Consider the following 16478-nt stretch of genomic DNA (forward strand, 5'->3'; position numbering starts at 1 on the left):
CGGCCTTCAGCGACCGACACTCTGCATAATCACGTTCTCAGCATAATCGACATTTTGCGGTGCACCGCAAAACGTTGAGTTCGGCGCCGGCTGGCAGAAACAGGCCCGAGACACCGAGCGCGACTACATCTCGGTCAAGCTCGATGATCCGAGCTTCCCGGCTCCGATCTACGCGACGCTGACCGAAGTGCAGGGCCAGGAGGGCCTCCAGCTTATCTGGTCGCGCAACACGCGCCGGTAAGCAGAACCAGAAAGCCCCGCCGATCATGAACTGACCTCGTAAAGTTGGACTTCCAACTTCGGGGGTCAGTTCAGATCAAGCGGGGCTTTTCTTAATGTCACTTGTTCAGCGCATCCTTCAGCGCCTTTGCCGGCGCGAAGGTGAGCTTTTTGGCGGCGGCGACCTTGATGGTCGCGCCGGTCGCCGGATTGCGCGCTTCGCGCTCCGGAGTGTCCTTCACTTTAAATTTGCCGAAGCCTGGGATCGAGGTTTCGTTGCCGGAGGTGGATGCCGCAGTGATGGCCGTGAACACGGCTTCCACGATCGCCTTGCCCTGTCCCTTGGTCAGGCCATGTTCGCCTGCGATCTTATCTGCAATTTCGTTGGTGGTGGTCATGGTGAACTCCCGTTTGAAGATTCGGAATCTTTTCCACTACGCGGCTCCCATGTCATCGGCCCCCAATGCCCACCGAACTGACTTCGGCGGTATTTCCACAGCTTCCTGTGGGCTTATAGCCTTTCGACCGCTTCCGGCGTGCGAGTTTGAGGAAGTGCGACGCCGCTGCGAGCTCATCCGAAAACACCTCCGTCTTTTCCCGACCGCTCGTCCCGATCCGGCCCCATGAACGGACGACAGCCGTTTCACCGAACAGCGTTGGCTGTATCGAAAGGGTGTAGAACCGTGCCATGTTCCTGCTTGGATCGGTGCGATGGCAATAGAGGCGATAGGGGTAGAGCGACATGGACAACAGGATCGGAGATCTGGCGCTCAGCGTCCAACGACAGTTTTGAATCGGTCGCGCCGCATTGATTCACGTGCTTGATAGGTCGAATCTGCGCCGATCGTCGTTTTCCTAGGGCAGGGGCGGCATGTCGCCATCGGCGACCCGCCAGACCCACGGCGTCGTATCCGGTCGCGCATCGATCATGTCCTGCAGCGCAATCTCGAATTCCTCACTGGCTCCGGGTGGCACGATGTAGAGCGCTGCGGGACAGGGCTTCAGCTCCGGAAGCATCGCGTTTGCGAGTGGCTGCGTGGCCGCAAGGTTGAAACGGAGCCCCTTGACAGTTTTTTGGCGCATCTTGGTCAATCGTTCCAGTAATCGTTCTTCGTGGATGTTTTCGACCGGTAGCCACTGTTCCGTGACGACCATCAAGGCGATCTCGTTGACGGCGATCGCTCCCGACGCTGACGCGCCGATTGTCGCAATCGCGATCAGATGACAAGTCCCGTTTGTTTTCCAGATGTCGAATTCGGCGGCAAAACGCGCGTTGAGGCGACGCCATGATGCCTCTTCCAGGAAAAGGGAAAAACCAGGCAGGTGTTTGGCGACAATCCTTTGACCACTGCGTGTCGGAGCAAATTCCTTTATCTCGCAGATCAGAAGCATCAAGGGTCTTGAGCCGGTGGCTCCAGCCTGAAGAGAGGCCAGGGCGGCGGCGCGTCGCTCTTCGATCGCGTTTCTGTCGTCGAGCCGGAATGGTTCCGGCACGAACAGCCGATCCGTGAGTGGCTCCCCTTTGACAGACATGGTGCGTGCGGCTTCCAGAAGGTGGTTGCGAACCTGCGGCCAGTGCCGCTTGCCCGCCCAGTGTGCGGTCCATTCCGTCAAGCCGCCCTGATGCCAGAGATAGTGGAGGAGGGCACGCAGCGACATCTTGCGGGCATCATTCTTGACGGACGCTGAACCCGCCGATGTTTGCGTTGGCGCGGTGCGCGGGCCTTGCCTGGAAAGGGAAAAATCCAGCTTCAAAGAAGCAACGCCGCTTTCCGCATCGATCTGGATAGCACTGCCGATCAGGAAGCCCAGCCCCGACAATTCGTAGGGTGGCTCATAAGATTCGCAGTCAGGCGCGTGCGCACCGCCGGTCAATGGCATGCGTTTAATGACGAGTTGGTCGCCGACATTGGCAATGTACATTGCCACGCCAGTCGCCTGACAAAGACAGACCGGGCGCAGCTTGGATCGATAGGCCATCGCCAGGTTTTGCTGAAAGCCTGCCGATTGCTCCTCGACGACTGTGTTGCCGATTTGGAAACGCCTCATTCCTGCAATGTCTCCTTGAGTGTATCGAACCCTCGTTCCGGTGCCACACGAGACCAAACCCTGTCTGCTCGGAACTGCGATTGTGCCGCGAGCGGAAAAGCCGCCTCAAGGTCGCGCGACCCCTCCAATTTTGCCTGCGCTTGCGCTCCGACAAAATCGGCTCCTCCACGCGCCGGCTCAGCCGGTCGCTGACGCGAACCTTGACCCGTCTTCTCCCCTCACAGCCGCGCCGGTCATCTTTCACAAACGTCAAGGAGACGAAGATGACGACCGAACAGCACATCGAGGAACTGCGCACTGAGGCCCGAAACGCCCCGACCCTCGAAGAGCGCCGGCAGATCGAAGCGGAACTCAACGCCGCGATCGAGCAGCTCATCGCCGAAATCGAGAACCTGCCCCCTGTCTAGGGGGCATTCGCATTTGGTGGAGATGACCCTGCCTGATCGACCGGCCGGATCATCTTGGACGACACTCAATAACCGTTTTCCTTCAGATAACAGTCGATCGCCGCCTCCATGATCACCGTCATCTTCACATCGTTCTCATGCGCTGCTGTCTTCAGGCGCATCTTGGTCTCGTAGTTCAGCGCAACGTTGACATAGAACTTCGCGTCGCGCTCTTTGGCGCGCTTCAGGTTCTTGAGCGCAAGTCGCGCTCCTTCCCCGGCAATAGCCCGCGTGGTTGCCTTCTGCCGGCGCACATTCTGCGAAGGCTTGGGCAGGATAGGGGCCTCGACCGACTGCGCAGATCCTTCTTCGGCGCTATGTTCGATTGATTTCGCATCCACACTCCGCGCATTGTTGCCGGCCTTCGATGCGATGATGAAGTCGTCAAGGCCCAGGCTCGGCTTGTTCATGCGGCAATGCCCTTACGGTGGATCGATCGTTTGCTCTCGATTTCCGTGACGAGCGCCTGAACTTCGGCACGGGCCTTTCGCACACTGTCGGTCAAGTCCTGCATCTGCAATGTGCCGAGGCCGTTTTGAATCTCGCGATAGATATTGCGCTCGAACAACTCCGTGTCGAGAAGTGCAGTGCGATAGGCGGCTTGCTGCAAGCCGGCAACGAATGGCCGGATATAGCGATAGGCTTCGAGGTTGCGCCCCGGGATAGTCACGCGCGTTCTCACATTCAGATGCTGAATTTTCGTGCCCGCTTGGTCGTTTATCTCGTTGACCATGGCGACGGCCTGTCCAGCCGCCTCGATCTCCTTGATCGCCGGCTGGATGGGAGAAATCACCAATTGCGAGGCGCGAATGATGCTCGTCTGAAGTGAGCTGTCGACGCCAGGTGCATCGATCACGATGAGGTCGAAGGACGCTGCAAACCGCTCGATGGCCGTCTCGAGCGTTCGTGATGTCGATGCTGTCGCGACTTCAATGTTTTCGGGCACATTTTGCTTGTTGTGGCACAGTCGCCACCATCCCGAAAGGTTCTGCCTGCTATCGGCGTCGATCAGAAGCACGCGCTCGTTTCTGAGCGCATACTCCCCGGCCGCCAAGGTGACGAGCGTGGTCTTGCCAGCGCCACCCTTATTGCTCACCGCGGCATAGATCCGGCTCATCTTGATTGATCCTTTGAAAGCTGACGTGCACTGTGTCTCTGTGAATATAACTCTATGAGTATAGCAACCGTCAACCAAAATGCTGGCGATCAAACACATTCCATGGGCGATGGCCCGCAGAATGTGGTCACATGCCAATGGCAAACGAGGTGATTGCACGAGGTGTTTACTCGCACTTATTATATTGAAATATCGTGTGAATGCTCGATGTGATTGCTCAAATTGTGCACATGGCCGTTGTCCCTGCGAACCTTCTTTGGTTCGTGGTCAGGCTCCCATCAAAGTTCTCCGATGGCGGTTTGAAAAAGAATACTAAATTCGTGTAGTGGTGTTTGGCAGGATACGCAAATTTGTGATACAAATTTGCTGACGATCGACGGACAAGCCGTCGATGCCGCCTGCGGCGATTGTTTCGAAGAGGATGAAATGGTGGCAAGCCACCGCAGGGCGATCGAACCAGCCGAGCGGAAGGATCGGGTCGTGCACGCGCGTTTCAGCCCGTCCGAAATCGCTGCCATCGCTCGCGTTTCCGAAGAGGCCGGGATGACCACCTCGGCCTTTATGCGGTCGCTGACATTGGAAGGAGCAGGCGTCAGACCCTTCTTCACCGATGACGACCGCGCAATTCTGGATCTGCTTTTGTCGGACATGCGGGCGATTGGCGTAAACCTCAATCAGCTGGCGCGCGCCGCAAACAGCAGCGGTCACGTTGATGCCAAGGCGATCTCTGCTCAAACGGCCGATATTCAGAAGATCGTAGCCGCCGTCATGCTCGAGCTCAGACGTTTCGCGGCGCGCGGCGCCCAACGGCGGCGAGGAACCGCCTGATGGAGTTCTTCCTCGGTGCGTTCGAGAGTGAGTGGGAGCGGCGTAGGGCAGCGCTGCTACACGAGCGGTCGCTGGGTCGGGGCAAGAATTCGGAGGAAGAGGAGCGCCGGCGCCGCGGAGGAGCGGTCCCGACCGCATCTCTTACCGCCGGCCGAAAGCATGGTGGTGCCAAACGCGGCCGACGTTCGGCCGGGTTCAGGGCTGGGGATGGATTTGGCGCCCGCGAACCTTCCATGCGGTCCCGGTTTGCATCACTCGCGTCCGGCAGCCAACCGGCCGTGGTCAAGATGGCGTCATTCGGCGGCGGCAACAGGCTTGGAGCGATGATCGGCTATATCTCGCGCAACGGCGACGTCGCCGTCGAGAACGAGCGTGGGGAACAGTTGCGGGGCCGCAATGAACTGTCCACGGTCCGGGGCGAGTGGGACCACCTGATGAAGAATCGCGCCGAAAGCCGCGATATCGGGTCTTTCGTGGTGGAGGTGAAGGACCAGGTCGATCCGGCCGGGGATATTCACGAGCAGGCGCGGGCGATCCTCAAACGCGGGCTTGGTGACCGGATGTTCGCCTTTGCCGCATCGCCTCGCAATGATGACAAGGGCTTTACCGTCGAGGGCGTCACTGTCTTGCGCGACAGCATGGGTGAGCGCCTCACCGGTGACGGGAAAGCATCGGCGATCGTGCAAGGTCGTCTGGATGGTGACGAGGGCGAGCAGATTGTGGCAACGACGTTTCGCTTCACCGGCTATGGCAACGGCACAGACTACGGCTCCGCCCGGCTTCGTGACCTTATTGGTCGGCATCAAGGTGCCGTTCAGGACGAGCAAGGGGGTGTGATCGCGGATGCCAAGCAGGCCGGCGATGTCGTGCAGCTCAAATGGCGCGGGGGCCTGCATAGCCGCAAGCCGCGCGACATCATGCATGTCATCCTCTCCGCACGGGCCGGAACGGATGTCCAGGCTTTCCATGCCGCCGCTCGAGAGTTCCTGGCCCAGGAATTTGCCGGTTACCGCTATGTGTCTTCCCTGCATGACCCTTCGAAGGACCCCAAAGCCGAGGAGGCGGGCGGCAAACGGCCACATGTGCATGTCCATGCGATCGTTGCCATGCGTTCGGATGCCGGCGATCGGATCGAAACGACCATCGCGGTGTTTCGTCGCTGGCGGGTGACCATGGCGGAAAAGGCACGCGCGCACGGCATCAATATGGAAATGACCGATCGGCGTGAGCGGGCGAGTGCCTCCGCCTATAGCAAGAACCAGGTACGTCCGACAAACCGCCACGGGCGAACGGAACACAAGGGAACGAGCGAGGTAGCGCAGCGAAGATATGATGCAAAGCGGTCGGACAGACATAGCTTCACTCAAACAGAGCGTAGCCGACGCTATACTGATTTCGCTAGGCGTCAATGGGAGGCTTTGGCCACGGAACATGACGACAAAAGAGTCGAAGGCTTCGCTCGATCACAGGTTATCCGTTTAGAATCAGAAGTGATGAGTGATCATCCCCGACCGCATGGTGGGCGTAAGACGGAACGATTGCGCTCGCAATTCATAACGCATCTGGTATCGTTGGAAGAGATCGTTTCGAGGGATGAGCCAATGCGTCAAATGAGCCGATCGGAATTCGAAGCCTATGAGAAGCGTGTCGAGGTCGCCCTGTTCCAGGCGGAACGCGTCACGCCCGCCGACGAGCGCGCGAATTTTGACGAGATTGCCTCTGCAGCCCGTGAGCATGTGAGTGTGCGGCGCGAACTGATGGAACTGCAGGAGCAAAACGGTGAGCGGATCGCCAGCGATGAGCCAAGGCTGCGCGAAGGTGACAACGATGCCAACGTACGCTGGGACAAGGCGGTTGCGTGCCATGGGCTGCGGACCGTCGAAGCAGCGAACGAGATCATGCTCGAGGTGGAGCACTACCGTGAAGCGATCGACCTCGCGGACGCGGGCGAAATCAGTGCCAATAAAGCGTCGTTGCAGGCAAGCCTGGACCTTGTATTGGCACGTGTGGGTGAGCTCGGTGCCTCCGGCAATACATTGATCCGAGAAATCGCGGAGGTGGATCACGACCTCAGGATTGCGATCGAAGCGGCCGAGCGGGCGCGGGAGCGCGGTGGCAAGTTGACATCGGAAACGAGCGGCTCCTCGGGCATCCCGGCTGTACCTGCAGCTCAGGAGATATTCCGAGATCGCGACGATGAGCTAAGCCGTGTTCGAACCGAGGAGCAGCGGAACAGACCGGTGGCCGACGGGACGCGGCCGAGCCGGGATCGCGCAAGCCCTCCATCAGGTGACGCGACGCGCACCGATCCAGCCCAGCAACACATTCCGAGGCTCGAGCAGCTCCAGCGCGAGACCGATGAACGGCAAGAGCGCGAACGCGACGACCGTGAACGATAAGGAGGCCTTGTGAGTTCGAGCGGCGACTGCCTCATTTTCTCGGCAAGCCCTCCGATGCCATGTTCGACACCGGCATCATGAAACCTTTTGATTTTTAAGTCGTTGTCGCGCTATGACCGGCGCTAAATCCAATCCGAAATCCGACGGCACCAAACCGCAAGGTGCCGCGAAGTCGCACCAAGAGGAGGCATCGACTGTCGAGGTCGTGCCGCCGCCAAATATCATTGAACCGGATCGAGAGTTGACGCCTGAGGAGGCCGAGCAGGCGCGCAGGAGGTATTTGCTGACGCGTTTCTGGATCAGCGCGCGCCGTTACTGGGGCCGCGGCGGCGACAGGCTCGCTTGGCCGTGCTCAATCGGGCTATTGACCCTGATCGGCATCAATGTCGGCTTCCAGTATGGAATCAATGTCTGGAATCGCGCAATTTTTGACGCCATAGAGCAACACAATGCCCGCACCGTATATTTCCTGAGCGCCGTGTTCCTGCCACTCGTGCTCGGAAGCGTAGTCATTGTCACTGCACAAGTCGCGCTTCGTATGATGATTCAGCGACGCTGGCGTTCCTGGCTCACTACCGCAGTCATCGCGCGCTGGCTCGCGAACGGCCGTTACTATCAGTTGAACCTCATCGGCGGCGACCACAAGAACCCCGAAGCGCGCATTTCGGAGGATTTGCGGATTGCCACCGAAGCACCTGTCGATTTCATCGCCGGGGTCATTTCTGCATTTCTGTCGGCATCGACCTTCATCGTGGTGCTCTGGACGATCGGCGGGGCCCTGACTCTAACAATCGCAGGTTCGACCGTCACTGTTCCCGGCTTTCTCGTTATCACTGCGGTACTCTATGCCACGATCACGTCCAGCTCGATAGCGGTCATCGGCCGTCATTTCGTCCACGTCTCTGAAGCCAAAAATCAGGCGGAAGCCGAATTTCGCTACACGCTGACGCACGTGCGGGAAAACGGCGAGAGCATCGCATTGCTCGGCGGTGAAGAGGAGGAGCGTAGAGACCTCGACAAGACGTTCGCAAATGTGCTCAGGCAATGGGCGCTCCTTGCAAGCCAGCACATGCGCACAACACTTGTGTCGCAGGGGTCGAGCCTGTTTGCGCCGGTCGTGCCGGTTTTACTTTGTGCTCCAAAGTTTCTTGAAGGCAGCATGACCCTTGGACAGGTAATGCAGGCTGCCTCTGCCTTCGCCATCGTTCAGAGTGCGTTCGGATGGCTGGTCGATAACTACCCCCGTCTAGCCGATTGGAACGCCTGCGCACGGCGCATCGCTTCGCTGATGATCTCGCTCGACGGGCTCGAGCGCGCGGAACAGAGCAACGCCTTGGGACGCATCAAGCGCGGTGAGACTGAAGGCGATGCGATACTCAGCCTAAACGATCTCTCCGTATCGCTTGACGACGGCACCGCCGTGGTCAAGGAAACCCAGGTGGTGATCGAACTCGGCGAGCGGGTGCTCGTCGCCGGAGAATCCGGTTCAGGCAAGAGCACGCTGGTGCGGGCCATCGCAGGTCTTTGGCCGTGGGGTGACGGCAGCGTCAATTTCCACGCCGAGAGACGACTGTTCATGTTACCGCAGCGGCCTTATATCCCTTCCGGGACGCTTCGCCGTGCAGTCGCCTATCCCCGTGCCGCCGATAGCTGGACGCTGGATACGATCAAGGAGTCCCTCGACAAGGTGGGACTCGATTATCTGAACGACAAGATCGAGGAAGACGCGCCATGGGACCAGACGTTGTCGGGTGGCGAAAAGCAGCGGCTCGCGTTTGCGCGTCTCCTGTTACACAATCCCGATATCATTGTACTGGATGAAGCAACGTCAGCACTCGATGAGAAGAGTCAGGACAAGATGATGGAGATGGTGATCCATGAATTGCCGAAGGTCACCATCATAAGCGTAGCGCATCGAGCCGAGCTGGAAGCCTTCCATAGCCGCAAGATTACCTTGGAGCGGCGCGAGGGCGGCGCAAAGCTTGTCAGTGATATTGATCTTGTTCAGCGCAAGAGAAAACGGAACTTGCTTTTGCGCCTTTTGGAGGACCGGCGCTCGCTACCGAAAGGGAGTACGACGTCGAATTGCGCCGGTCCGCCGGTCCCCTGAGGGCGTCCGAGACGGGGCGAAAAGACGGGCCACAAACCCATCGCATCTTCGTTAAAGGCAGGCGCGGCAGATTTCCTTGATACGAGGCGGATCCTTCGATTGTGTTACTTGGTATCCCGCAAAAGGGAGGTCGTGCTCTACAGCAAAACGCATTCGCCAAAAGGATATTCACCTGCCTTAGATCGAAGTGGGTAGAATATAATCTTTTCTTTTCGACTATAATTCCGGAAGGCACGCATTGAACGATCCTCATAGATTTGATCTTGGCAATTTCGCGAGAGGGGTATGCCATGTATCGCAAAGCTCGCCGGTGGGCTTCCCGCTCAATACTATTGGATTCTTTGGTTCCCCGGTGGTTGGCCGCCGGTGGAAAGGTGAGGCCGCGCAATACTACCTATAGGCGCGAAGAATCTTCTCAACTTGCGTCATCCGTACAAACTACAGACGCGAACAAGTACGGCGCCTTTGTCGACAGTCCCGTCAGCAACTCTGCGCTCAACGAGTATGACAGTGGGCAGCGAGGCGACCTGGTCTGCGACGCGGACGTCAATATCGACCATGTACTGCCGTCGTTGACCGACACTTTCGCAACGATTCGCGGACCTCGTTTTGCACCTTTCTCGCGCGGTGAGAGTAAGGCTACATTCGGGATTGCATCGTCATTCCATGGCGTCCACGCTGAAATGGGCCCGATAGGCGACGATCCTTTGGCTCCGTTTCTGCCGCAAAACCCAGCTCCGACAGCGTTAGGGCGAGGTTTGACCACTGTGGCGGGCGCGCCCGCTGCTTCGGGCAAAGTCGTCATCCTCGAATCGACTCCGTCAGCGCAGGCGACTGCGCACGGTGCTGGATCTCATTCATTGGCTGTTGGCATGCCCTTTGGCGTCTGCGGGTGCGGCTACTTTACCTCTCCCACGCGGATTCTCGATTGGGCCCAGCGCGGGGGTATGCTTCAACAGGACGGTCAATTGCCGGGGACCAGGCTGACCGAGGGTCCGGACTATGTGACGACAGTCAAGCGGACATTCGGTGCCTCGATCAGCGACCCGCTTCTGGATCGTGACTTGTCCCCTCTTTCGGGCTGGCGCGGAACCGCAAGGTGGACAGAAGCAACGGTCTGGAACGGATCATTGCCAGGCGGCGGAGAGATCGGAACGGGAACCGCTAACTCTAAGGGCATCGGCATCCTTTCCGGCTCGGTCACCACACCGTTGGGCACGCAGCGGACATTGGCGCAAAATCTGGCGGCCGCGGCGACGGTCGTCAACCCGACCGTGCTCGAAAACCAGAAGCAGGGTAATCCAGAGAGCGAGTGGGGCATCGACGGTGCGGGTAGCTCCAACATCGAGGGATTCGCGACCGACATTAGCGTCGACAACGGCAAGACGATTAGCTTCAAGATCGATACGGATTCCACCAACTATCGAATCGATATCTACCGGCTGGGCTATTATGGCGGCATGGGCGCGCGCAAGGTCACCACCCTGCAGCACACCGGACTTCAGGCGCAGCCCGATCCGTTGCGCAATGCCTCGACCGGCACGGTCGATGCCGGCAACTGGGCAGTCTCTGCGTCATGGACCGTACCCGAGGACGCAGCCTCAGGTGTCTATATCGCCAAGCTCGTGCGTCAGGATGGCACCTTCGGCGAGAACCATATCCCGTTTATCGTGCGCGACGACGACAGCCACAGTGACATCGTCTTCCAGACCTCAGATGAGACCTGGCAGGCCTACAACGGCTGGGGTGGCGCAAACTTCTATGGCGGCAACGGCCCGGCGACGGGGCAAGGTGCCGGTCGCGCCTATGCCGTCAGCTACAATAGACCGATCGCGACCCGCGGCGGGGTTGGCACCTATGCCGGTCCCCAAGACTATCTGTTCGGCGCCGAGTACGCAGGCATCTACTGGTTGGAACAGAACGGCTATGATGTTTCCTACATGTCGGGCGTCGACGTCGACCGTTATGGCAGTCTATTACTCAATCATAAGATGTATTTGGATGCTGGGCACGACGAATACTGGTCTGGACAGCAGCGAGCCAATGTCGAAGCGGCACGCGACGCGGGCGTTAACCTGCAGTTTTGGAGCGGTAACGAGGTGTACTGGCGCACCCGTTGGGGCAACAGCTACAGCAGCGACGCCACGGCCTATCGCACCCTTATCTCCTACAAGGAGACATGGTCGCCCAGCGCCAGCATCGACCCCTCCAACGAATGGACAGGCACTTTCCGCGATCCCCGCCTCAGTCCACCCGCTATCGGTGGCGGAAATCCGGAAAACTCATTGACCGGCCAGTTGTTTATGGTCGACGATGTCGGCAATAATCTTCAGTCGATTACCGTTCCCTATGATGACGCCAACTTGCGCTTCTGGCGCAGTACGAGCGTTGCCAATCTTCAGCCCGGCCAAACGGCAACGCTCACCAAGAACTATCTTGGTTATGAGTGGGACGAAGCGACTGATAACGGCTTCGATCCGGCTGGCCTCGTGAAGCTGTCGTCGACGACGCTTCCGGTGAGCACTTACCTGCTCGACTATGGAAACACGACAGGCAACGGCGTCTCGACCCACAATCTGACGCTTTACCGCGCGCCGAGCGGGGCGCTCGTCTTCGGCGCTGGCACGGTCTACTGGGCGTGGGGTCTCAGCGACAACCACGATCTCCAGACGACGGCGACCGACCCACGCGTGCAACAGGCAATGGTGAACCTGCTCGCCGACATGGGCATCCAGCCGGGAACGCTGCAATCCGGGCTTGTCACGGCGACTGGTTCGACCGACCAGACCGCCCCAACCTCTACGATCACGGTGCCCGCAAGTGTCTCCGCTGGAAGCACGGTGACGATTACGGGCACCGCCTCGGATGTCGGCGGTGTGATCGCTGGCGTAGAGGTTTCGACGGACAACGGTGCGAGCTGGCATCCGGCGGCGGGTGATGAGAACTGGACGTACACGTGGACGCCGCAGGCTGCTGGGACCTATACGATTCGCTCCCGTGCCGTCGATGATAGCATCAATTTGGAATCACCATCGGCAGGACAAACGGTCACCGTAACCGGGCCGAGTTTTGTCTCGCTGTTCGGGTCGGCGACACCTGCCATCGTAAACACCAACGATACGTCAGCCGTCGAACTCGGGGTCAAATTCCGGACCTCGGTCGCTGGCACCCTCAGTGGTATCCGGTTCTATAAGGGCAGCCAGGATACCGGCACCCATACCGGCTCGCTGTGGTCGAGCACCGGCACGCAGCTGGCGACCCTCACATTCACCAACGAAACGGCCAGCGGCTGGCAGAGCGCGACCTTCTCCAGCCCGGTGACGCTGACCCCGGGTGCCACCTACACTGCCTCCTACCACACCAATGTCGGCCATTACTCCACCACTGCCAACTACTTCACCGCAGATGTCACGAGCGGTCCGTTGACGGCACCCGCCAGCGGCAACGGCGTCTACCGCTACGGCAGCACCAGCCAGTTTCCGTCCGCCACCTTCCAGGCAGAGAACTACTGGGTCGATGTCATGTTCACCCCGTCGACCTCGGGCAACACGACGCCGACGGCGGTTGCCGACGCGGGGGATGCGACCGAGAAGGGCGGCGTCGCCAACGGCTCGGGCGGCGTGGTCGCCAGCGGCAACGTACTCACCAACGACACCGATCCGGATGCCGGTGACACCAAGACCGTCACGGCGGTCAGCTTCGGCGCGACGGCCGGCACGCTCGGCTCGGCGCTGAACGGCACGTACGGCAGTCTCGTGCTCAATGCATCGGGCACCTATACCTATGCCGTCAACGAGAACAATGCCGCCGTGCAGGCGTTGCGGCAGTCCACCAACACGCTGAGCGACGCCTTCAGCTACACCATGCGTGACACCGCCGGTGCCACCGCCACGGCAAACCTCACCGTCACCATTCACGGCGCCAACGATGCACCGGTGCTCGCGGTGCAGACAGTCACCCAGAACGCCACCGTCGGCACTGCCTTTTCATTTGTGCTGCCGGCCAACACCTTCACCGATGTCGACAGCGGCGAAACCTTCACCTACGCGGCAACCGCCGCCGATGGCTCGGCGCTTCCGGCCTGGCTGAGCTTCAACGCCACGACGCGGACCTTCAGCGGCACGCCGACGACAGCCGGCACGTACGGCGTCAAGGTAACGGCGACCGACCTCGGCGGCCTCGCCGCCAACGAGACCTTCAATATCGCCGCGTCGACGACACCGGGCAACACGACGCCGACGGCGGTTGCCGACGCGGGGGATGCGACCGAGAAGGGCGGCGTCGCCAATGGCTCGGGTGGCGCGGCCGCCAGCGGCAACGTGCTCACCAATGACACCGATCCGGATGCCGGTGACACCAAGACCGTCACGGCGGTCAGCTTCGGCGCGACGGCCGGCACGCTCGGCTCGGCGCTGAACGGCACGTACGGCAGTCTCGTGCTCAATGCATCGGGCACCTATACCTATGCCGTCAACGAGAACAATGCCGCCGTGCAGGCGTTGCGGCAGTCCACCAACACGCTGAGCGACGCCTTCAGCTACACCATGCGTGACACCGCCGGTGCCACCGCCACGGCAAACCTCACCGTCACCATTCACGGCGCCAACGATGCACCGGTGCTCGCGGCGCAGACCGCCACCCAGAACGCCACCGTCGGCACTGCCTTTTCGTTTGTGCTGCCGGCCAACACCTTCACCGATGTCGACAGCGGCGAAACCTTCACCTACGCGGCAACCGCCGCCGACGGCTCGGCGCTTCCGGCCTGGCTGAGCTTCAACGCCACGACGCGGACCTTCAGCGGCACGCCGACGACAGCCGGCACGTACGGCGTCCAAGTGACGGCAACCGACCTCGGCGGCCTCGCCGCCAACGAAACCTTCAACATCGCCGCGTCGACGGCGCCCACGACCTATAGCCTGTTCAGCGCCTCCAACACGCCGGCCCAGACGAACCTCAACGATGGTCAGCAAATCGAGCTCGGCGTCAAGTTCCAGTCGAACGTTGTCGGTGATATTACCGGCATCAAGTTCTACCGCAGCGCCAACGACAACGGCCAGAACGTCGTCGACCTGTGGACCACCGCAGGCACCAAGCTCGCCACCGCCACCTTCACCAACACCTCGGCGAGTGGCTGGCAGACGGTGAACTTTGCGACGGCGGTCTCCATCGCCGCCAACACCACCTATGTCGCGTCGTATCACACGACCGGTGCCTACGTGGCGACCAACAATTTCTATACCAGCGCCGTCACCAACGGCCCGCTGTCGGCGCTGTCAAGCGCCGCCGCCGGTGGCAACGGCGTCTACCGCTATGGTGGATCCGCCACCACAGGCATTTTCCCGAATGCCACCTACAACGCTGCCAACTATTGGGCCGATGTGGTCTTCCGTCCGTCGACCTCGGGCAACACGACGCCGACGGCGGTTGCCGACGCGGGGGATGCGACCGAGAAGGGCGGCGTCGCCAACGGCTCGGGCGGCGTGGTCGCCAGCGGCAACGTACTCACCAACGACACCGATCCGGATGCCGGTGACACCAAGACCGTCACGGCGGTCAGCTTCGGCGCGACGGCCGGCACGCTCGGCTCGGCGCTGAACGGCACGTACGGCAGTCTCGTGCTCAATGCATCGGGCACCTATACCTATGCCGTCAACGAGAACAATGCCGCCGTGCAGGCGTTGCGGCAGTCCACCAACACGCTGAGCGACGCCTTCAGCTACACCATGCGTGACACCGCCGGTGCCACCGCCACGGCAAACCTCACCGTCACCATTCACGGCGCCAACGATGCACCGGTGCTCGCGGTGCAGACAGTCACCCAGAACGCCACCGTCGGCACTGCCTTTTCATTTGTGCTGCCGGCCAACACCTTCACCGATGTCGACAGCGGCGAAACCTTCACCTACGCGGCAACCGCCGCCGATGGCTCGGCGCTTCCGGCCTGGCTGAGCTTCAACGCCACGACGCGGACCTTCAGCGGCACGCCGACGACAGCCGGCACGTACGGCGTCAAGGTAACGGCGACCGACCTCGGCGGCCTCGCCGCCAACGAGACCTTCAATATCGCCGCGTCGACGACACCGGGCAACACGACGCCGACGGCGGTTGCCGACGCGGGGGATGCGACCGAGAAGGGCGGCGTCGCCAATGGCTCGGGTGGCGCGGCCGCCAGCGGCAACGTGCTCACCAATGACACCGATCCGGATGCCGGTGACACCAAGACCGTCACGGCGGTCAGCTTCGGCGCGACGGCCGGCACGCTCGGCTCGGCGCTGAACGGCACGTACGGCAGTCTCGTGCTCAATGCATCGGGCACCTATACCTATGCCGTCAACGAGAACAATGCCGCCGTGCAGGCGTTGCGGCAGTCCACCAACACGCTGAGCGACGCCTTCAGCTACACCATGCGTGACACCGCCGGTGCCACCGCCACGGCAAACCTCACCGTCACCATTCACGGCGCCAACGATGCACCGGTGCTCGCGGCGCAGACCGCCACCCAGAACGCCACCGTCGGCACTGCCTTTTCGTTTGTGCTGCCGGCCAACACCTTCACCGATGTCGACAGCGGCGAAACCTTCACCTACGCGGCAACCGCCGCCGACGGCTCGGCGCTTCCGGCCTGGCTGAGCTTCAACGCCACGACGCGGACCTTCAGCGGCACGCCGACGACAGCCGGCACGTACGGCGTCCAAGTGACGGCAACCGACCTCGGCGGCCTCGCCGCCAACGAAACCTTCAACATCGCCGCGTCGACGGCGCCCACGACCTATAGCCTGTTCAGCGCCTCCAACACGCCGGCCCAGACGAACCTCAACGATGGTCAGCAAATCGAGCTCGGCGTCAAGTTCCAGTCGAACGTTGTCGGTGATATTACCGGCATCAAGTTCTACCGCAGCGCCAACGACAACGGCCAGAACGTCGTCGACCTGTGGACCACCGCAGGCACCAAGCTCGCCACCGCCACCTTCACCAACACCTCGGCGAGTGGCTGGCAGACGGTGAACTTTGCGACGGCGGTCTCCATCGCCGCCAACACCACCTATGTCGCGTCGTATCACACGACCGGTGCCTACGTGGCGACCAACAATTTCTATACCAGCGCCGTCACCAACGGCCCGCTGTCGGCGCTGTCAAGCGCCGCCGCCGGTGGCAACGGCGTCTATGCGTATGGCGGATCCGCCACTACAGGTCTCTTCCCGACCAGCACCTACGATTCAGCGAACTATTGGGCCGATGTGGTCTTCCGGCCGCAGCTCGCCGCGTGAAGCATCGAAGGAGGTTACGGATGGGTTTGGGATGAGGCCAAT

10 protein-coding genes and 1 pseudogene are annotated in these 16478 nt (G+C 60.7%); 6 read left to right on the forward strand and 5 right to left on the reverse strand.

Going from position 1 to position 16478, the window contains the following annotated elements; genetic code table 11:
* Window positions 1–70: 70 nt before the first annotated feature.
* Window positions 71–241: pseudogene (locus ACSQ9D_RS31725) on the forward strand (DUF736 family protein); the annotation flags it as partial.
* A 97-nt stretch (window positions 242–338) separates the two neighbouring features.
* Here ACSQ9D_RS31725 and ACSQ9D_RS31730 read toward each other — a convergent pair.
* From ACSQ9D_RS31730 to ACSQ9D_RS31740, 3 genes are all read right to left on the reverse strand, one after another.
* Window positions 339–617 carry an HU family DNA-binding protein gene (locus ACSQ9D_RS31730; protein ID WP_436285733.1) on the reverse strand — a complete coding sequence of 93 codons (279 nt, stop codon included), beginning with the start codon at window positions 615–617 and terminating at the stop codon, window positions 339–341.
* A 52-nt stretch (window positions 618–669) separates the two neighbouring features.
* The gene (locus ACSQ9D_RS31735; protein ID WP_436285734.1) at window positions 670–963 is read right to left on the reverse strand and encodes a WGR domain-containing protein; all 294 of its coding nucleotides are present in this window, start codon (window positions 961–963) and stop codon (window positions 670–672) included.
* Between the two features lie 111 nt (window positions 964–1074).
* Window positions 1075–2268: a DUF1173 domain-containing protein gene (locus tag ACSQ9D_RS31740; protein WP_436285735.1), complete on the reverse strand. Its 1194-nt coding sequence runs from the start codon at window positions 2266–2268 to the stop codon at window positions 1075–1077.
* 263 nt (window positions 2269–2531) lie between these two features.
* Here ACSQ9D_RS31740 and ACSQ9D_RS31745 point away from each other — a divergent pair, with 263 nt between their 5' ends.
* A complete protein-coding gene (locus tag ACSQ9D_RS31745; RefSeq protein WP_436285736.1) occupies window positions 2532–2675 on the forward strand; it encodes a hypothetical protein in 144 nt (47 codons plus the stop codon).
* A gap of 65 nt (window positions 2676–2740) precedes the next feature.
* On the opposite strand, the gene ACSQ9D_RS31750 is transcribed toward ACSQ9D_RS31745, so the two are convergent.
* The gene (locus tag ACSQ9D_RS31750; protein WP_436285737.1) at window positions 2741–3124 is read right to left on the reverse strand and encodes a hypothetical protein; all 384 of its coding nucleotides are present in this window, start codon (window positions 3122–3124) and stop codon (window positions 2741–2743) included.
* Window positions 3121–3831 carry a ParA family protein gene (locus ACSQ9D_RS31755; RefSeq protein WP_436285738.1) on the reverse strand — a complete coding sequence of 237 codons (711 nt, stop codon included), beginning with the start codon at window positions 3829–3831 and terminating at the stop codon, window positions 3121–3123. The genes ACSQ9D_RS31750 and ACSQ9D_RS31755 overlap by 4 nt, the downstream gene beginning before the upstream one ends.
* A gap of 363 nt (window positions 3832–4194) precedes the next feature.
* On the opposite strand from ACSQ9D_RS31755, the gene ACSQ9D_RS31760 reads away from it, so the two are divergent.
* The 4 genes from ACSQ9D_RS31760 (at window position 4195) to ACSQ9D_RS31775 (ending at window position 16436) form a co-directional block, all read left to right on the forward strand.
* A complete protein-coding gene (locus ACSQ9D_RS31760; protein ID WP_436285739.1) occupies window positions 4195–4659 on the forward strand; it encodes a plasmid mobilization protein in 465 nt (154 codons plus the stop codon).
* Window positions 4659–7058, forward strand: coding sequence for a conjugal transfer protein TraA (locus ACSQ9D_RS31765; RefSeq protein ID WP_436285740.1), 2400 nt, complete (start codon window positions 4659–4661; stop codon window positions 7056–7058). Before ACSQ9D_RS31760 ends, ACSQ9D_RS31765 begins: the two co-directional genes overlap by 1 nt.
* A gap of 112 nt (window positions 7059–7170) precedes the next feature.
* On the forward strand, window positions 7171–9168 hold the full coding sequence (locus tag ACSQ9D_RS31770; RefSeq protein ID WP_436285741.1) for an ABC transporter ATP-binding protein/permease: 1998 nt from the start codon (window positions 7171–7173) through the stop codon (window positions 9166–9168).
* A 290-nt stretch (window positions 9169–9458) separates the two neighbouring features.
* Entirely contained in the window at window positions 9459–16436 is a 6978-nt protein-coding gene (locus tag ACSQ9D_RS31775; protein ID WP_436285742.1) for a DUF4082 domain-containing protein, read from the forward strand.
* The last annotated feature ends 42 nt before the right edge of the window (window positions 16437–16478 follow it).

This window comes from Rhizobium sp. LjRoot258 (genome assembly GCF_964254185.1).
GTDB lineage: Bacteria > Pseudomonadota > Alphaproteobacteria > Rhizobiales > Rhizobiaceae > Rhizobium.